The organism is Lacrimispora amygdalina (assembly GCF_003432035.1).
Taxonomy (GTDB): domain Bacteria; phylum Bacillota; class Clostridia; order Lachnospirales; family Lachnospiraceae; genus Lacrimispora; species Lacrimispora amygdalina.
This window is the reverse complement of record NZ_QOHO01000059.1, coordinates 1-17,738: the sequence shown is the minus strand read 5'-3', so window position 1 is coordinate 17,738 and position 17,738 is coordinate 1. Positions and strand designations below refer to the sequence as shown.

At 43.2% G+C, this 17,738-nt stretch carries 17 protein-coding genes and 1 other RNA gene; 15 read left to right on the top strand and 3 right to left on the bottom strand.

Going from position 1 to position 17,738, the window contains the following annotated elements:
• Nucleotides 1-403 precede the first annotated feature (403 nt).
• The 5 genes from DS742_RS17940 (at nt 404) to DS742_RS17920 (ending at nt 5,411) form a co-directional block, all read left to right on the top strand.
• The gene (locus DS742_RS17940; RefSeq protein ID WP_117418344.1) at nt 404-2,281 is read left to right on the top strand and encodes a DUF4914 family protein; all 1,878 of its coding nucleotides are present in this window, start codon (nt 404-406) and stop codon (nt 2,279-2,281) included.
• A gap of 305 nt (nt 2,282-2,586) precedes the next feature.
• Nucleotides 2,587-2,970, top strand: a complete 384-nt coding sequence (locus DS742_RS17935; RefSeq protein ID WP_117418343.1) for a BMC domain-containing protein — start codon at nt 2,587-2,589, stop codon at nt 2,968-2,970.
• 4 nt (nt 2,971-2,974) lie between these two features.
• Complete coding sequence (locus DS742_RS17930; protein WP_117418342.1) at nt 2,975-3,409, top strand: EutP/PduV family microcompartment system protein; 435 nt, start codon at nt 2,975-2,977, stop codon at nt 3,407-3,409.
• A gap of 27 nt (nt 3,410-3,436) precedes the next feature.
• A complete protein-coding gene (locus tag DS742_RS17925; protein ID WP_117418341.1) occupies nt 3,437-3,868 on the top strand; it encodes a BMC domain-containing protein in 432 nt (143 codons plus the stop codon).
• Nucleotides 3,869-4,031: 163 nt separating this feature from the next.
• A complete protein-coding gene (locus tag DS742_RS17920; protein ID WP_147325822.1) occupies nt 4,032-5,411 on the top strand; it encodes a hypothetical protein in 1,380 nt (459 codons plus the stop codon).
• A gap of 86 nt (nt 5,412-5,497) precedes the next feature.
• Here the strand turns inward: DS742_RS17920 and DS742_RS17915 are convergent, their stop codons facing one another.
• Nucleotides 5,498-6,427 carry a LysR family transcriptional regulator gene (locus DS742_RS17915; protein ID WP_117418339.1) on the bottom strand — a complete coding sequence of 310 codons (930 nt, stop codon included), beginning with the start codon at nt 6,425-6,427 and terminating at the stop codon, nt 5,498-5,500.
• Between the two features lie 161 nt (nt 6,428-6,588).
• Between DS742_RS17915 and DS742_RS17910 the strand changes: the two genes are divergently transcribed.
• The 6 genes from DS742_RS17910 to rd all read left to right on the top strand — a co-directional run bounded on the left by DS742_RS17910 (nt 6,589) and on the right by rd (nt 9,756).
• A complete protein-coding gene (locus DS742_RS17910; RefSeq protein WP_117418338.1) occupies nt 6,589-7,707 on the top strand; it encodes a 5-methyltetrahydropteroyltriglutamate--homocysteine S-methyltransferase in 1,119 nt (372 codons plus the stop codon).
• Nucleotides 7,708-7,785: 78 nt separating this feature from the next.
• Nucleotides 7,786-8,127 (top strand): arsenate reductase family protein, encoded by a 342-nt coding sequence (locus DS742_RS17905; RefSeq protein WP_117418337.1) that lies wholly within the window; start codon nt 7,786-7,788, stop codon nt 8,125-8,127.
• Nucleotides 8,128-8,223: 96 nt separating this feature from the next.
• Nucleotides 8,224-8,571, top strand: coding sequence for a cupin domain-containing protein (locus DS742_RS17900; protein ID WP_117418336.1), 348 nt, complete (start codon nt 8,224-8,226; stop codon nt 8,569-8,571).
• A gap of 154 nt (nt 8,572-8,725) precedes the next feature.
• Nucleotides 8,726-8,956: a 4Fe-4S binding protein gene (locus DS742_RS17895; RefSeq protein WP_117418335.1), complete on the top strand. Its 231-nt coding sequence runs from the start codon at nt 8,726-8,728 to the stop codon at nt 8,954-8,956.
• Complete coding sequence (locus tag DS742_RS17890) at nt 8,943-9,527, top strand: 4Fe-4S binding protein (protein ID WP_117418334.1); 585 nt, start codon at nt 8,943-8,945, stop codon at nt 9,525-9,527. Before DS742_RS17895 ends, DS742_RS17890 begins: the two co-directional genes overlap by 14 nt.
• Nucleotides 9,528-9,597: 70 nt before the next feature.
• The gene (rd, locus tag DS742_RS17885; RefSeq protein WP_024295966.1) at nt 9,598-9,756 is read left to right on the top strand and encodes a rubredoxin; all 159 of its coding nucleotides are present in this window, start codon (nt 9,598-9,600) and stop codon (nt 9,754-9,756) included.
• Between the two features lie 79 nt (nt 9,757-9,835).
• On the opposite strand, the gene DS742_RS17880 is transcribed toward rd, so the two are convergent.
• Entirely contained in the window at nt 9,836-11,509 is a 1,674-nt protein-coding gene (locus DS742_RS17880; RefSeq protein ID WP_170313512.1) for a S8 family peptidase, read from the bottom strand.
• Nucleotides 11,510-11,582: 73 nt separating this feature from the next.
• Nucleotides 11,583-12,464 carry an N-acetylmuramoyl-L-alanine amidase family protein gene (locus DS742_RS17875; RefSeq protein ID WP_117418333.1) on the bottom strand — a complete coding sequence of 294 codons (882 nt, stop codon included), beginning with the start codon at nt 12,462-12,464 and terminating at the stop codon, nt 11,583-11,585.
• A gap of 135 nt (nt 12,465-12,599) precedes the next feature.
• On the opposite strand from DS742_RS17875, the gene DS742_RS17870 reads away from it, so the two are divergent.
• The 4 genes from DS742_RS17870 to ssrA all read left to right on the top strand — a co-directional run bounded on the left by DS742_RS17870 (nt 12,600) and on the right by ssrA (nt 17,462).
• Nucleotides 12,600-13,556, top strand: a complete 957-nt coding sequence (locus DS742_RS17870; RefSeq protein ID WP_117418332.1) for a tRNA dihydrouridine synthase — start codon at nt 12,600-12,602, stop codon at nt 13,554-13,556.
• Between the two features lie 138 nt (nt 13,557-13,694).
• Nucleotides 13,695-15,953 carry a ribonucleoside-diphosphate reductase subunit alpha gene (locus DS742_RS17865; protein ID WP_117418331.1) on the top strand — a complete coding sequence of 753 codons (2,259 nt, stop codon included), beginning with the start codon at nt 13,695-13,697 and terminating at the stop codon, nt 15,951-15,953.
• 47 nt (nt 15,954-16,000) lie between these two features.
• Nucleotides 16,001-17,044 carry a ribonucleotide-diphosphate reductase subunit beta gene (locus DS742_RS17860; RefSeq protein ID WP_117418378.1) on the top strand — a complete coding sequence of 348 codons (1,044 nt, stop codon included), beginning with the start codon at nt 16,001-16,003 and terminating at the stop codon, nt 17,042-17,044.
• A 75-nt stretch (nt 17,045-17,119) separates the two neighbouring features.
• Nucleotides 17,120-17,462: a transfer-messenger RNA gene (ssrA, locus tag DS742_RS17855) on the top strand.
• The last annotated feature ends 276 nt before the right edge of the window (nt 17,463-17,738 follow it).

Genomic DNA, 17,738 nt, shown 5'->3' with positions numbered 1-17,738 from the left:
ACAGTAGGACTTTGATCTTTTAAAGTGTTTTTCTACACCACTATTTTAAGACGGCATGGGATAAGACTGGATTTACACAGTTTCATAATACCGAAGACTTATAAAACGGGTTGCATAAAGGTGTAACTGAGCCGATATCCAGGTTACGGGTATCGGCTTTTTCCATAATGCCTGATAAAGGGAGGCTGATCGGTAGGAGCAGGAAAAGGAAAGTTACTGTTAAGGGTTGAGGGGATGGTAAAATTTAGCAATAAATGCTGGGTGAGTAATATGATGAAAAATGTCTAAAATAAACTATGTAATGGAATGCTAATGTTTGGGAATTTAAACTACATAGTTTGTACCAGTGCGGTCTTCGGTACAAACTTCAGGTGCATAATTATGCACAGGAATGGAGGAAAATATGCTAGAATGTTTACGTAAATTAAATTTACCGGAGTATGTACAGGATATTTTAAATCAGTCACAGGGTGTCGTCATTCCAAAATCACGTAAAGAGCTGTTGACTCTTGCTATGGGCGGCGATGAGAATGTTACATTTGATATTGATTACGAAGTGGAAGGCAAGGGGAGAGTTTTAGAGGCTACTGCAACCAAATGTAAAAATGGTATAGTAGTGAATTATATGGAAGATTACATGCGCAGACGTGATCCCAATTCCATGCTGATCGCAGATAAGAATCCGACGGACAAACCCAGATATGAGGACGTTTATCATAAAGATTTCGAATCTCTCAGAATGGATACCTTTGACTGGCTGAAAAATCAGGAACTGATATTTTTCCCATTTAAGTCCGGCGGTCTGGAGTACGGTTATGATTCAGTTTTAGTAGCTCCGGCCAATGCAGGATTTTTTGCAGCAGGCCTTGCGGATCTCCAGGGATTTTTAAACATAGACGAAGTCACATATGATTTTAAGCCGAGAGCAGTTGTTTTTCTAGCACCCCCATTCCGTCATACGCATTTCAATGGAAAACAGGTAGTAGTTCATAACCGCCTGAAAGGAATACACGAGGTATATGCATATAATCTTTATCCAGGTCCAAGCGCGAAGAAGGGTATTTATGGCGTGCTTTTGGATATTGGTGAGGAAGAAGGCTGGGTAACCGCACATGCATCTGCAGTAAAAGTTATTACTCCCTACGACAATGAAATCGTGATTATGCATGAAGGTGCTTCCGGCGGCGGAAAGAGTGAAATGCTGGAAGATATCCATAAAGAGATGGATGGAAGAGTCATTTTAGGAAGAAATACGGTGACAGGAGAGAAGAACTATTTAAATCTTTCAGAGACCTGTGATTTAATTCCTGTAACGGATGATATGGCGCTGTGCCATCCAAAGATGCAGCAGGGCAGTAAGAAGCTGGTTGTAAAGGATGCGGAATCTTCCTGGTTTTTAAGAGTGGATAATATTAAACGCTACGGAGCTTCTCCACAGTATGAAAGAATATTCATTCAGCCGGAAGAACCGTTAATCTTTTTAAACCTTCAGGGAGTGCCGGAGGCCACCTGTCTTCCATGGGAGCATACCATGGACAGCACCGGAAAGCCCTGCCCCAATCCAAGAGTAATCATGCCAAGAAAACTGGTGCCAAACTCCATCGATGAGCCGGTTGAGGTTGATGTAAGAAGCTTTGGTGTAAGAACGCCTGCGTGTACAAAGGCCAATCCGTCATACGGAATTATGGGTATCATGCATATCCTTCCGCCTGCTCTGGCATGGCTGTGGCGTCTGGTTGCACCAAGAGGCTACAACAATCCAAGTATCATTGATTCCCAGGGAATGACCAGCGAAGGAGTGGGATCCTACTGGCCGTTTGCAACAGGTAAGATGGTAACACAGGCCAATCTTCTTCTGGATCAGATATTACAGTCTACCAATACCCGTTATGTCCTGATTCCGAATCAGCATATCGGAGCTTATGAGGTTAGCTTTATGCCTGAGTGGATTTCCAGAGAATACATCGCCCGCCGCGGAAGCGCGAAATTCAAGCCGGAGCATCTGGTGGAAGCACGCTGTCCTCTGTTAGGCTTTGGTCTTGATTCATTGAAGATTGACGGACAATATATCAGAAGAGCATTCTTAAGACCGGAAACCCAGCAGGAAGTGGGAATTGAAGGCTACGATGCAGGTGCTGCAATCTTAACTGAGTTCTTTAAGCAGGAGCTGGTGAAATATAATACAGATGAGTTAAATCCGTTAGGAAAGCAGATTATCGAGATGTTCATGAAGGGGGCTACGGTTCAGGATTATCTTGAAATTATGCCTATGAGATATTAAAATCAGACTATAATAAGTCTGTATGTGTGAGGGAGCGTGGCTTTGAAGATGATTTTCATCGACAGAGCCACGCTCCCTTTTTGTGTCAGCTGTTTTTTCTCTCGCATTTTAACTGAACAGGCAGCATTGACCTAATGGGAAAGGTTTTTGCTTCCAAAACTTACATGCGGAAAGCTGGAATGGTTAAAATACTGAAAATATGGTCATGCCTATCATTTGACAATAAAACATTGACATTGCCCTAGAGGGAAACGCTTATAATTGACTGGTAACGTTTATATTTGCATGGATCGAGGTGGATTTTAATGGGAAATGAATATGGAGCCCCACCCGAACAGGGGGAGCAGATCCGTATCGTACAGGAAACAGTGGCTGGAAGAGAAATCACTCTGGCCCACATTATCGGGGGACCGCTGCCAGTCGTATATCGTAAGTTAGGCTTGAATCCGGAAATTGATTATCGTTCGTCTGCCATAGGAATTATGAATATGACACCTCCTGAGTCAGCAGTCATTGCATCAGATATCGCGGTAAAGAGCGGAAATATCGATCTGGGCTTTGCTGACCGGTTCAGCGGCACTCTGATTATTACTGGTGAAATAGCAGAGGTTCAGACTGCGATTATTGAAATTGTGCAGTATTTTCATGATGAACTGGGGTATGTGACCTGCCAGATTACAAAGCGGTGATAAGATGAAAAAATTGTTTTTATGCGGAAGAAGTGAAGCAGGCAAGACTTCACTGACCCAGGCTTTAAAGGGAGAACCGGTGGTTTATCATAAGACCCAGTATGTCAATCACTGGGATATTACCATTGATACACCGGGAGAATATGTGGAAAATAAGAACATATCCATGCAGGCCCTCTGCTGTTTTTCTTATGAGTCAGATGTCATTGGTCTGCTGTGCGGGGCAGATGAACCCTTTAATCTCTTCCCGCCGGGAATTATCAATGCCTGTAACCGTCCCATGATTGGTATTATAACTAAAATAGATTCTCCGGGGGCTAAGGTTTCCATGGTGAGGCAGTGGCTTAAGGAAGCCGGTTGTGAGAGAATTTTTCCAGTCAGCAGTATTACCGGAGAAGGGATTGAAGAGCTTAAGGAGTATTTAAGTGACGAGAAATAGGGATAAACCCAGAAAGGGTGTGTTAAAATGACAGAAAAGCAGCCTGATCAGGAAGCTTTGCAGGAGATATTAGGAAAAACACACAGACATGGGGGCAATGAGCCGCTGCGTGTGGTGAAAGTCTCTGTTTCCGGGAAAGAGATATCAATGGCCCATGTCATCGGAGTTTCCGAACCTTCCGTATATAAAAATCTGGGCCTGGATATAGGAACCCACGCAGGAGAGGACTTTACGGGTATGTCAATCGGCACGATTCATATGTCCCCACCTGAAGCGACGGTTATTGCAGCGGATATTGCTGTAAAAACAGGGTACGTGGAACTGGGATTTCTGGACCGGTTCAGCGGTACTCTGATTTTGACCGGACCTTTGGAGGAAGTAAAAACTGCGGTAATTGAGATTATTAAATACTTTCATGAAGATTTACAGTATAAGACCTGTGCGGTTACAGTGAGGTAGCAAAAAAACGGTTCTGTTCAATCAAATGAAGCAGAACCGCTTTTTAATAAGGCTGTCTTTTAATAAACCACCTGCTGGCTGACACTAAGAGGCATATCCTAACAAGATTCATATAATATGTTGAGCTGATTTTTAGCTATAAAATATTTTAAGGAGTGATATTATGGCTTTGCCAGCACAGCCGTGCGAATGTTTGCCATATTCAAATAAATGTTGTTGTGGTACGCAAACCGGCATAACTGTCGTTCAACCGGAGTGTCAAACCCTGCCCAATGGCTTGGTGGTTAACAACCCTGCCTATGTTCTTGATCTTAACGCTTCATTTTGGACGTATAAATTTTTGACTGATTGCAATAGTACAACGAGAGGAATAAGCGGAATCGGAATTCCTATTTGTCTTGAAATTAATTCAGCAAATATTATCGTAGAAGAAAAAATCGATGGCTGCGGAATCTTTCAAACCGTACCATTTGAACTTATCGAGAATGATCCGAATTTTGGTCCGGCCCCTGCTGGTTTTCAGTTTCTGAAGATTGTAACTGATGACAGGTATGATAAGGGACTTTGCGTGGAATACAGAATACGCATAATCGGAGATTATCCTGAAGCAGCTCAGCCAATAAGTGTCAAAGCTGCTAATGTTGTTTATAAGTTTGCATGCACCGACTGTTTTATTGTACCTGGATGTGTGCAAAGAGGGAAACTGCTTGTATCAAAAGTATGCCGTACTGTAATTAGTAATAATCAGCCTTCATTTGAATATCAGGTTCATGTAGATAATGTTGGAAAAGCCCCCTTGAACCCTGTAGAATTTGAAGATATAATAACAATTCCTTTACAATTATCAATAGGTACTATTACAGTATCTCCGTCTTCTCTCAATGTAGATACTAATATACCAGGAAAAGTAAAAATATTCGGAAACATCGGAACGATCGAACCCGGCGGAAGAGTTGCTATAACTTATACTATTCCATGTATTGGGATCAGTAGTCCCGGTAGTTATATAATAAACAATACTGCACGTGCCGCTGCGGAAGGTACTGATTCAGGAGATTTGTGTGGGACAAATTTAAATGTTGTAAAATTCAGAGCCGAAAAATGCTGCTCAGTCAATGGAAATGTAGGAACCTTTAAACTGACAATTTCAAGTGTGGGTAATTCGCCTGATGCAGTAGTTGATATATTTGATCGGATGCAGATACCCGCCGGGCTAACGGTTAATTTCTCAAGCTTCAACGGTTGTGAAGCATATTTTGCTGATACGCTCAAACCGATTCCTTTAAATACTGATATTATCGGGCCCGCCGGCATTGATATCATTTGCAGAGATGCTTTTATTCCTTTCAATGGAAGTTTTGAAAAAACAATCAGTTATACTCTTGTTTCAAGTTCAGTGAATGTGACGTCTGTTGTTAACACAATAACAAATATTACTCCGAAAGATATTGAGAATCTTGTTTATGAGGGCACAGAAAATCTTCCTGCAACTGCAAATATTAAGGTAGAACTTCTCCAAAGTTGTCTAACATCATGCTTATAAGATATTAAATGAAACCTACTCCTACGGATGATTCCAAGGAGCAGGTTTCATTATAAAATCATCCTTAAACTGCCATAGGCAGCAGCCTATTTTTCTGTATAAACCTCAAGACCGTCCTTCTGGATTAGGTTTTTTAACTCTTCCAGGTAATTTCTTGCGAATATGCTTAAGTGTATTTTTGGATTCTCAATCCAGCCGATTCTCATATATTCAGAGGTTATAAGAGGAACTGCAATAATATTATCTCCGTTTAAGTTGCTGTTTAAAATACCGCTGCAGATGGTATAGCCGTTTAAACCAATTAATAAATTAAACAGAGTAGCACGGTCACTGACGTAAATGATTTTTTTCCTTGGAACAGTACTTAATATTTCCTCAGAAAAGTAAAAGGAGTTATTCTCCCCCTGCTCAAAAGCCAGAAAAGGATAGGGCTTTAACTCCTCCATCGTGACAGATGAATGACCGGAAAGAGGGTGTGATGAGCTGATAAATACATGAGGAGAAGCTTCAAACAAAGGGTGAAAAATCAGTCCGCTGTCTTTGAAAAGCTTACCCAGTACCTTCTCATTAAAATCATTTAAATACACAATTCCAAGCTCACTTCTGAAATTCTTCACATCTTCAATGATTTCATAAGTTCTTGTTTCCCGCAGTGTAAATTCATATTCGTCATGATCCTGCTGTTCCACCAGATTAACAAATGCATTGACAGCAAATGCATAATGCTGGGTGGAAATAGAGCAGATCCGCTTTGCCGGCATTTTCTTCAGATAATGCTGCTCCAGTAAATCAGCCTGTTCCAGCACCTGCCTGGCATAGGAAAGAAATTCACTGCCATCTAAGGAAAGGGAAATTCCCTTGGGATTTCTGTTGAATATGGTAATACCATATTCCTGTTCCAGCTCTTTTACTGCGTTTGAAAGGCTGGGCTGGGTGATAAAAAGCTGTTTTGCAGCCTCTGATATGGAGCCGCAGTTAACAATGGTGATAATATAGCGAAGCTGCTGAAGCGTCATTACTATGAATTCCTCTCTTTCTCATTCTGTTTTTTATTCTAACACAAAATGATATAGTTTAAAACTATACCATGGCATAAAAATATAGAATTTTACAGATAAATATGTTTCCGTTAGAATAAAGAAAAACAATACAGGAAAAAAGAGAGGAGAATAAAATCATGGCACAGGCGAAAAAAAGAGCACCTTTTAAGTTTGATATAGTAGGAAGTTTTCTGCGTCCCGAATATTTAAAGGAGGCAAGAGAGGGCTGGAAAAAGGGAACGGTCACGGACGAAGAATTAAGAAAAACAGAAGACCGCGCCATCACAGAACTGATCGAAAAGCAAAAAGATGCAGGACTTCCAGTCATTACAGACGGAGAGTTTCGCAGAAGCTGGTGGCATCTGGATTTTATGTGGGGGCTTCAGGGCGTTAAAAAACTGGAAGTAGAACAGGGTTACCGCTTTCATGATGAAGTTACCCGAGGTGAATCGGCCGGTCTGTGCGGGAAGATTTCAGGAGAAAATCATCCATTTGTAGAGCATTTTAAATTTGTTAAGCTGTTTGAAGATGATACGGTAACTGCGAGACAGACCATTCCGGCACCCGCCCAGTTTCTGGCGGAGTTAGAGCGGGGCGATAATCTGGAACAGACAAAATCTTACTATCCGGATGAAGAAGAACTGATACAGGATATTGCAACTGCCTACCATACCGTACTTCTGGATCTGTATGAGGCAGGCTGCAGAAATGTTCAGTTTGACGACTGTACATGGGGGATGTTCTGCGACACAAAATATTGGGAAGCCAGACAGAAAGAATCAAAATCTGTTTCTTCCGAGGCGGAAAAATATGTAAGGTTAAACAACCTGGCCATGGAAAATCTGCCCCAGGATCTGGTAATCAATACACATGTATGCAGGGGCAATTATCATTCCACCTGGGCATCCTCCGGCGGATATGCCCCCATTGCGCCCCACTTATTTGGAAAAGAAAATGTCTCTGCCTACTACCTGGAATTTGATGATGAACGCTCCGGAGATTTTGAGCCGCTTCATTACGTAGATGGAGATAAGCAGGTGGTTCTTGGGCTGATTACAACAAAATCCCCGGATCTGGAAGAAAAGTCACGAATCATAGAACGAATCCGCAAGGCCTCCCGCTATATCCCGCTGGAACGCTTATCATTAAGCCCCCAATGCGGTTTTGCATCAACCGAAGAGGGGAATAAACTGACAGAAGAAGAACAGTGGAAAAAAATAAAACTGGTAAAAGAAATTTCAGAAGAGGTCTGGTAAAATCGTCATTAAAATGGTATTGTTGTTTGGTACAGTAAAACAGCAATACCATTTTTGACTGGCAAAGGAGGGCAGACCATGAATGTACAGATATTTGGAACAAAAAAATGCTTTGATACAAAAAAAGCAGAGCGTTATTTTAAAGAACGAAAAATTCCGTATCAGTTCATTGATATGAAGGAAAAAGGGATGAGCAAAGGGGAATATAACAGCGTCAGACAGGCTGTAGGCGGAACCGATGCCATGCTTGATGAAACGTGCAGAAATCAGGATGTTCTGGCACTTATTAAATACATTGCTTCTGAGGATAAGGATGACAAGATTTTAGAAAACCAGGAAGTACTGAAAACACCCATTGTCAGGAACGGAAAACAGGCAACCATCGGTTATCAGCCAGATACGTGGAACGGCTGGAAGTAGAAACAGCCGGAAGATACGGCTGCCTGGCAGCCGGTTAACCTTGACATAATCGAAAAAATTACTTAAAATTAAAAAAAATCAAAGGAGCGGCGCGAGATGAAAAGACCGGAAAAAAATCAAAGATGGGTATTGAATCAGGAGATAGAAGGCGAGAAAGCGGGAGACGGTGTTGTCAGAAAAGTTCTGGCATACTGTGACGGAATGATGTGTGTGGAGAATCATTTTGAGCAGGGAGCCATCGGTAAGATGCATAATCATCCCCATACACAGATTACATATGTGGCAAGCGGAGCATTTGAGTTCACCATCGGTGAAGAGACAAAGACGGTAAAAGCCGGAGATACCTTATTAAAACAGGACGGAGTGATGCACGGCTGTGTATGCCTGGAAAAGGGTATTCTGGTAGATATTTTTACTCCAATGAGAGAAGACTTTATATCATAATCATGTCAAAAGAGATCTGTATTTTGCCGGACAACCACGGCAGATGCAGATCTTTTTCCTCTTTTTAAATGGTCTGAATGGAAGTTAACGTGACATCGTCACGGAAAAAATGAAAAATACCTGTTAAGATCATGAAAAAAACATGGAGGAAGCAATGACGTTACAAAAAAACAAGAGGTATGCGGTCGTAGATGAGGCTCATTGTGTTGCCTGCGGCAGCTGCATAAAAGTTTGTCCGAAAGGAGCTGTTACAGTACCAAAAGGAATTGCAGCAAAAGTGGATATAGAAAGCTGTGTTGGCTGCGGCTTGTGCGCAAAGGCCTGCCCTGCATCTGTCATACACATTGAAATGCTTAAGAGGAGAGAAGAAAATGAGAAAGAATAGGAAAAAAAACTGGTATGATTATCTGTGGCTGACATCTTTGCTCTATTTAATCCTCGGATTCTTCAACATACTTTTTGCCTGGCTGGGTCTTCTTTGTTTCTTTATTCCACTGGGAATATCCGCGGTTAAGGGAAATAAAACCTATTGCAATCATTATTGCGGCAGAGGACAGCTTTTAGATCTCCTTGGAAACAGACTGAAATTATCACGGAAGAAAGATATTCCTGCATTTTTAAAAAGCCGTGTATTCCGATATGGTTTTCTCATCTTTTTTCTTACGATGTTTGCCAATATGCTGTTTACCACCTATCTGGTTTTTTCGGATGCAGGAAGCTTAAAACAGGCAGTGCAGCTTTTATGGACCTTTAAACTACCCTGGCATTTTGCTTATCACGGAACCATAGCAGCGGACTGGATTGCCCAGTTTGCTTTCGGATTCTACAGTGTCATGCTGACTTCTACAGTGCTTGGCATTATTACCATGATATTATATAAACCCAGATCCTGGTGTGTGTATTGCCCCATGGGAACCATGACCCAGCAGATCTGTAAGTTAAAGGACAAATCATAATAAACCTATTGATAAAAACCATATTATATGCTATAAAAGAAGCACAGAGAAGTTAAAGGAGGTGACAGGGATGGCAAAGTATGTTTGTGAACCATGCGGTTATGTATATGATCCGGAAATCGGTGATCCTGATTCTGGTATTGAGCCAGGCACTGCGTTTGAAGATTTACCGGAGGATTGGGTTTGCCCGGTATGTGGAGTTGGTAAAGATATGTTTGTTGAAGAATAAAGCTGCTGCCATCATTGGCCGGCCGCCATGCCTTCAAGCCACAGGCGTTTTTTCGCCCGGCTTGAAGGCTTTTTTTATTTCAGGTGCTGGTAAAACGCTCAAACAGCCGGTTAATTTCAACCTGCCCGTAACCCCATATGTTATTGGGATATGTATTTGCAGGATTTCGTATGGCACCGCTTACCATAAGCCGGTTGGCGTCATTACCGGTGATTCTGAGGTAATTTCCCCTTACAATCGCCCATTCAAATACCATGGCAATGATACCTGCCGCATGAGCGGCAGCAGCTCCTGTTCCGGTTGCAGTCCCGTAAAGGCCTCCGGGGACTGCACATGTCAGCTCAAAGCCCGGGGCTGCAATGTCTGGTTTTATCTGCCCGATTCTTGTATAGCCTCTCCCTGATTCCGCAAGAATGCTGTCATTAAGCTGGTTATAGGCAGTTACAGTCAGCTGGTGTCTTGCATTGGCTGGTGATGTAATTGTAGTATCCGGGTTAGAGTCCAGAAAAAACGTATCATCAGACAAAAGATCCCCGGAGGGAAGCCAGGAATGAAAGGAAAAAGATTCGTTTTCAGGACTCTGTACCCGCAGATACCAGATGCCTGGAAGTGGATTGCTAAACCGCAGAAGAATCAGCTGCTCTCCCGTTTCCTCTTCGAAAATGATATTATTTACATAAATTGTAGTCTGATTAAATATAAAGTTGAATTTTCTGCATTGGTTCAGACCTGGATAGACCGGCTGGGTGGATTCCCGGTTGGGAGAGGAGATATCTATGGAAAGTCTGGCAGGTGCATAAGACCAGATCTCCATGGCAAACAAAGTGTCACTGCTGCCGACTCTCAGTTCAATGTCATTGTAATAAGGGGGAGCGGTGGTAGCGTTGTAGTAGTGACGCTGATTGTTTCCTTCGTTGCCCGCAGCTACGGAGACTCCATTGCCGGGGAGAAGAGCCAGATGATCTAAATAAGCGCTGGTTGCACTTCTGCCGTCATGCCCCCCCTGACTGCTTCCAAGGGCGATGCAGATGACAACAGGACGGTTAAAACGGGCGGCAGCTGTAACTGCATAGCGGATACCAAGTATCAGATCTGACTCCTGATAACAGATAGCGTTTTCGGGAATAAAAGACACCTTTTTTGTAACAGGTTTTGCTTCCTTCAGCTTGATAATAACCAGATCAGCCTGTGGAACAACGCCGCTGAATCCCTGCTGCTCATTGGGGGAACCAGCCAGAATACTGGCCATGGCAGTTCCGTGCCCCAGCACGTCTGTAGTGGGAACAACGGATAAGGGATCGGGTGACTGAAGTGCAGCATTGATCTGCTCCCTGCTGTATTCGGAACCAAAGGTAAATTCGTCCGGAATCGTGCCTGACTGATCGGTCTGATCCCACATGGTAAGAATCCGGGAAGTACCATCGTTAAAGAGAAATGCAGGGTGCCGGTAATCAATCCCGGTGTCAATGACAGCCACCAGTACCCCCTGCCCGAATAAAGCCAGATACGGATTGGTCTGTACCGTAGTAACTCCTGATTTTTCAAGGCTTATGGTAGAGGCAAGGGTATAGATGGTAGGGAAGCTGCTGTAGGAGTATTTTCCAAGGTCACAGGGATCTCCGCTGCCGGCAGGGATATGAAGCAGAGAGTTTTGTCTGTTTAAATAGGTGATATTATCACCGGTATCATAGGTTGGAGCCAGGGCAGTGCTGATCATCAAATCATAATAGCTGTTATCCAGAATTTTTGACAAAATAATACCTCCCTGCCGGCTTTGGCCGTAATGTATGATACATTTTATGCAGGGAGGCAGGGATTATGAGTTCTTAGTTAGTGGGAGGTGTCTGACTGCTGTTACCGTCAGGGACAAAAGTGGATTTTCCAGCTTTATTTAAATATTCTATGATTCCTTTGGCATCAGCCTCTCCCAGTTTTTTTAACTGCTCATCTGTGGAGAGAAACCCGGTTAAGTCGCTGATACAGTTGATGTATCCATGTTCAATAATAAAGCCCCGGAGACCGTACATCTGGGAATAACGTGGGATTGCATAGTAATCAGCAGTACTTCCATCCGGATATAAGGTTCCGTTTTTAGAATCCTGAAGAATTAGCCCCCGGTTGTGAAGCCCGAGACCAGTGAGCTGGTTTAAAATCGTATTTGCTGCTTCCTGGGACTGAATGGCGATGTCGTTGTGAAAGCGTCCGGTTCTGGGAGACATGGAGCTGGCGCCGTAAGCGTTCCTGGTGGTGCCGTTGCCTGCAATGGAATCCACATGGAGACTGACAAATAAGTCTGCGCGGACGGAAGCAGCAAAAGCAGCACGCTGATCCAGGGGAACCGTGACTTCGGAGCTGTCTTTGGTCAGATACACCGTATAATTGGAATTTTGTTCCAGATATTCTTTCGTATAGTTGGCTATTTTCATCGTGATGATATCTTCATAATAGGTAGTTCCGTTGTAGTCGAAATGGCAGCCGGAGTAATGGCCTTCTGTTTTTCCGTGCCCAGGGTCCAGTACAACCACACAATTGGATCTTAGACTCATTCCAGGACCGATCTCAGGCACAGTAGTTTTACTCACCGGAGGAGCGAAAGCAGGCCCGCTTTCTTCTTCCGCTTTTGATGTGGAAATAATAGAAGATGAAAACAGTGCTGCAAGCAATATCGTACCGGCGGTGCGTTTAAGAATCTTGTTGAAACGAATCATGATAAATCCTCCTGAGCAATGGCATTTTTCACAATATTATAGCACTAAATGTCATATTCTGCAAATGGTATTCTATGAATTTTCCATCTCCTGTGGTAGAATGGGGAATGTAAAAATGGAACAGGAGAACTGCTTATGAACTATTACTTTGCCCCCATGGAGGGGATCACAGGATACATTTACAGGAATGCACATCATAAATTTTTTAAGGATGTGGATGTTTACTATACGCCATTCATTGTCCCCAACCAGAACCGTGAGTTTTCTTCCAGAGAAAAAAATGATATACTTCCGGAACATAATGAGGGGATAAAGACGATCCCCCAGATTATGACCAACAACTGGGAGGGTTTCGTCTGGACCGCCATGGAACTTAAAAAATATGGATATAAAGAGGTAAATTTAAATTTAGGCTGTCCATCTAAGACTGTTGTGTCCAAACTAAGAGGCTCCGGTTTTCTGGCAGTACCGGACCGGTTAGACCAGTTTTTAGACCGGATCTTTTCTATAGATATGAAAATCTCCATTAAAACCAGAATTGGAAAGGACAGTCGGGAGGAATTTCACCGGCTCCTGGAAATTTATAATCAATACCCGGTAAAAGAGCTGATTATTCACCCCAGAATCCAAAAAGATTTTTACCGGAATACTCCAGACTGGGACATGTTTCAGATGGCGCTTTCATCCAGTAAAAATCCCGTCTGCTACAACGGTGATATTTTTAGTCCCCAGGATTATAAGCGGCTGATTCAGACCTTTCCGTCTCTGAAGCGGGTTATGCTTGGGAGGGGGCTTGTGTCCAATCCTATGCTTGCGGGGGAAATAAAAGGCAAAGGGTGTCTTCAAAAGGAACAGTTAAAGGCGTTTCACGACCAGATCCTTTCCGGATACCAGGAGACTATTTCCGGTGACCGGAATGTGCTGTTTAAAATGAAAGAACTCTGGGCTTACATGCTTCCGTCTTTTGAAGGCGGAGAAAAGCATGGGAAAAAGATACAAAAGTCCCAGAATCTTTTCGATTATATCCCGGCTGTGGAGGCACTTTTTAAAGATCTGGAATTAAAATCCTCTACGGATTCCCAGTGTGAATGATCTTGGTAAAAAAGTAAAAAACGAATATTTTGTGATTGGATGGTTGAAATTAACAATATCTTGTGGTATATTCATGAATATAGCTTTTAATAACAGTTATTGATATTATTATAACGTGACAGAATGGCAGGAATCAGAATGGATGAATTATACGGTAAAAATGAGATATTGGCATATTTTAAGGAAGTCCCTGAATTAAGTGCGGTGTTTGATGAGATAGAGAAAGAGTGGATTCTTCCGTCTTACAGTCTGGATAAACTTTATATAAAGTTTATGACATTTTTTAAAGAGGACATGATGCTGAAAGAAAAGCTTTCTGCACTGATTCAGGCGGCAGTAGAGCTCACAACCCAGGAAGCATCCGGCTGGGAATATATCAGCGCCAGAATCTATCTGGTCCGGTTTGGGATAATCCGGAGAGCTGAGCTTAGCAGGTATAACATAAAAAGCTTTTATGATAAAGTTGTTTATTTAACAGGAGAGAAGCTTTACGGGAGTTATATTCTTGAAAACTACAGGAAAGAAGAACTTGACCGGTATGAATCTTATATCGATCATACCAGGGACCGTCTGTTTACTTATTCCGGTCTGGAACTGGTGCTGAACCGTTACGTAATCCATAGCAGGGAAAACGTCCCTCTTGAAACACCCCAGGAGATGTTTTTAGGAATTGCCATGCATCTTGCCATGCTGGAAAAGGAGGACCGGGACGGCTGGGTAAAGCGGTTCTACGATATGCTCAGCACCTTAAAGGTGACTATGGCGACCCCCACATTATCCAATGCAAGAAAGCCTTATCATCAGCTTTCTTCCTGTTTTATTGATACAGTGCCGGACAGCCTGGATGGGATTTACCGAAGCATTGACAGCTTTGCAAAGATCAGCAAATTTGGCGGCGGCATGGGCCTTTATTTTGGTAAGGTCCGGGCGGCCGGAAGCTCTATACGCGGGTTTAAGGGGGCGGCCGGAGGTGTGATCCGGTGGATCAAGCTTGCCAATGATACTGCTGTTGCAGTGGACCAGCTGGGAATGCGTCAGGGTGCGGTAGCGGTATACTTGGATGTGTGGCACAAAGATCTCCCGGAATTTTTAATGCTCAGGACTAATAATGGAGATGACCGCATGAAGGCACACGATGTTTTCCCGGCAGTATGCTATCCAGACCTTTTCTGGAGGCAGGCGAAGGAAGACATAGAAAGTGACTGGTATCTAATGTGTCCTCATGAGATTCTCACTGTAAAGGGCTGGGCCCTGGAAGACTGCTGGGGGGATTTGTGGGAGGAACGTTACTTCCAGTGCGTGAATGACAGCAGAATCCATAAGAGAGTGGTTCCCATTAAGGATATCATCCGGCTGGTTTTAAAGAGTGCGGTGGAAACAGGAACTCCGTTTACATTTAACCGGGATGCAGTGAATAAAGCCAATCCCAACAGCCATAAAGGGATGATCTACTGCAGCAATCTCTGTACGGAAATTGCCCAGAACATGAGTGCAGTGGAACAGGTGAAACAGAGTGTGGAGACTGTGGATGGAGAAACCGTGGTAGTGACGGTGACAAAGCCGGGGGATTTTGTCGTCTGTAATCTGGCCAGCCTGTCTCTTGGAAAAATAGATGTAAACAGCAAGGAAGAAATAACCCAGCTGGTGCGAAGTGCAGTCCGTGCGCTTGATAATGTCATTGATCTTAATTATTTTCCGGTTCCTTATGCAAAGGTGAGTAATGAGCGTTACCGCCCCATCGGTCTGGGAGTCAGCGGCTACCACCACATGCTTGCAAATAACAAAGTTGCCTGGGAATCGGAGGAGCATCTGGCCTTTGCAGACAAGGTTTTTGAGACGATAAACTATGCCGCAATTGAAGCCAGCTGTGATCTTGCGAGGGAAAAAGGAAGATATTCCTTTTTTGAAGGAAGTGACTGGCAGACAGGGGATTATTTTAAGAAGCGTGGCTATGAATCACATGAATGGGCGGACTTAAGCAGAAAAGTAAAGGAATGGGGAATGAGAAACGGCTGGCTGATTGCGGTTGCGCCGACCAGCAGCACCAGCATGATCGCAGGAACAACGGCAGGACTTGATCCCATTATGAACCGGTACTATCTGGAAGAGAAAAAGAACGGGCTTGTTCCCAGGGTTGCGCCGGGACTTGCGCCGGATACGTTCTGGTTATATAAAAATGCTCATTACATTGACCAGAAGTGGTCTGTGAAGGCAGCAGGTGTCAGGCAGCGCCATGTGGACCAGGCTCAGAGCATGAACCTGTATATTACCAATGACTATACGCTCAGGCAGGTGCTGGGACTCTATATTCTGGCCTGGGAATCGGGAGTAAAGACCATTTATTACATCCGGTCCAAAAGCCTGGAGGTGGATGACTGTGAGGCATGCTCCAGTTAAGGAATAAAGGAAACGAGACAACAAAAAAGGAGAGTGGGACATATCTCATGGAACAGTTAAAGAAAAGACCTCTTTTTAACCCGGAAGGATCCGTGGAAGTAAGAGAGCGCCGGATGATAAACGGCAATACCACTAATTTAAATGATTTTAACAACATGAAGTATGCCTGGGTAAGTGACTGGTATCGTCAGGCTATGAATAATTTCTGGATACCGGAGGAAATTAATCTTTTAAGGGACAGCAAGGATTATCCTCTTTTAAGTCCGGGTGAGCGGAGAGCGTACGATAAGATTTTATCGTTTCTGGTGTTCCTCGACAGCATTCAGACTGCCAATTTACCTGCCATCAGTGAGTATGTAACAGCCAATGAGATCAATCTCTGTCTGGCAATCCAGACATTTCAGGAGGCGGTTCACAGCCAGAGCTACAGCTATATGCTGGATACGATCTGCGAACCCCAGACGAGAAATGAGGTTCTGTATCAATGGAAGAATGATCCTCATTTACTGGCCCGCAATACTTTTATCGGAGATTTATATAACGAATTTCAGAAGGATAAAAGCAGCAGGGCATTTCTGAAGGCAGTAGTTGCCAACTTTATTCTGGAAGGAATCTATTTTTACAGCGGATTCATGTTTTTCTATAATCTTGGGCGAAATCACAAAATGACAGGCTCTTCCCAGGAGATCCGTTATATTAACCGGGATGAGAACACCCATTTATGGCTGTTTCGCAACATCATTCTGGAGCTGAAAAAGGAAGAACCCCAGCTGTTTACGCCGGAATGCGTCAATGAGTACCGAAGCATGATCAAAGAAGGGTGTGAGCAGGAAATCGCGTGGGGAATCTATGCCATCGGAGATGAAGTTCCTGGATTAACAAAGGAAATGATTACCGACTATATCAAATACCTGGGCAATTTCCGTTGCGAAAGTCTGGGCTGGGAACGGATTTACGAAGGGCATGAGAGAGAACCGGAGAGTATGTCCTGGGTCAGCCAGTACAGCAATGCAAATTTAATAAAAACTGATTTTTTTGAAGCAAGAAGCACCGCTTATGCAAAAAGCAGCGCCCTGATTGATGATCTGTAGATGGAAAGCAGTGGATCTTGACTTTTGTTTTTTTTCGTGATACTATGATAATGCTCTCTTGAAGAGTACCAGTCAGGGGCAGTACTGGTTTCGACAGGGGCTATGCAGCTGGTGAAGCTATCCGTATGCGATGCGTTAAATGGCAAACCTAAATATAAACGCTAACAATAATAAATTAGCTTTAGCTGCTTAATGCAGCTTGTCGGCCTTAGAGCACTCACACTTTAAGATCCCGGCATCGACTATGTGAGAAACGACGTATGCAAAGCTTTGAGCATACGGGTGTATGATGAAGCTACTGAAGCAGTCAGGGTGTTAGTTCCCGGGCTGTGGAGGGAATGTCAATGAACTAACTATGATAGTAGAAGAACAGGGAATTGGTTTTTGGACACGGGTTCAAATCCCGTCTGCTCCACTCAAAAAAGTCTAGTATATACTAGGCTTTTTAATTTTCGTGTTGCATAGACTTTAATTTTATGATTCGTTTTTTTTGATTCTTCATTTATATGTCTCGGTATATGATTTTCATTACGTTATCGGTTGACCGGCCTATCTATTTATGTTCGTGAGTGACCTGAGAGCTATGTTCCAACTTGCTGAATCGAATGCCTTTAATGAGAACCGGGTGTCCTGATTATAAATTACGTCAACCAATTAACCTGATAAATCAATTGATAGTAAGTAGAAAATAATG

Coding starts and splice junctions, on each gene's coding strand:
- DS742_RS17860 (WP_117418378.1), top strand. CDS start 16,001: ATGGAACAGTTAAAGAAAAGACCTCTTTTTAACCCGGAAGGATCCGTG.
- DS742_RS17920 (WP_147325822.1), top strand. CDS start 4,032: ATGGCTTTGCCAGCACAGCCGTGCGAATGTTTGCCATATTCAAATAAA.
- DS742_RS17930 (WP_117418342.1), top strand. CDS start 2,975: ATGAAAAAATTGTTTTTATGCGGAAGAAGTGAAGCAGGCAAGACTTCA.
- DS742_RS17865 (WP_117418331.1), top strand. CDS start 13,695: ATGGATGAATTATACGGTAAAAATGAGATATTGGCATATTTTAAGGAA.
- DS742_RS17895 (WP_117418335.1), top strand. CDS start 8,726: ATGACGTTACAAAAAAACAAGAGGTATGCGGTCGTAGATGAGGCTCAT.
- DS742_RS17940 (WP_117418344.1), top strand. CDS start 404: ATGCTAGAATGTTTACGTAAATTAAATTTACCGGAGTATGTACAGGAT.
- rd (WP_024295966.1), top strand. CDS start 9,598: ATGGCAAAGTATGTTTGTGAACCATGCGGTTATGTATATGATCCGGAA.
- DS742_RS17935 (WP_117418343.1), top strand. CDS start 2,587: ATGGGAAATGAATATGGAGCCCCACCCGAACAGGGGGAGCAGATCCGT.
- DS742_RS17925 (WP_117418341.1), top strand. CDS start 3,437: ATGACAGAAAAGCAGCCTGATCAGGAAGCTTTGCAGGAGATATTAGGA.
- DS742_RS17890 (WP_117418334.1), top strand. CDS start 8,943: ATGAGAAAGAATAGGAAAAAAAACTGGTATGATTATCTGTGGCTGACA.
- DS742_RS17875 (WP_117418333.1), bottom strand. CDS start 12,464: ATGATTCGTTTCAACAAGATTCTTAAACGCACCGCCGGTACGATATTG.
- DS742_RS17900 (WP_117418336.1), top strand. CDS start 8,224: ATGAAAAGACCGGAAAAAAATCAAAGATGGGTATTGAATCAGGAGATA.
- DS742_RS17905 (WP_117418337.1), top strand. CDS start 7,786: ATGAATGTACAGATATTTGGAACAAAAAAATGCTTTGATACAAAAAAA.
- DS742_RS17915 (WP_117418339.1), bottom strand. CDS start 6,427: ATGACGCTTCAGCAGCTTCGCTATATTATCACCATTGTTAACTGCGGC.
- DS742_RS17910 (WP_117418338.1), top strand. CDS start 6,589: ATGGCACAGGCGAAAAAAAGAGCACCTTTTAAGTTTGATATAGTAGGA.
- DS742_RS17870 (WP_117418332.1), top strand. CDS start 12,600: ATGAACTATTACTTTGCCCCCATGGAGGGGATCACAGGATACATTTAC.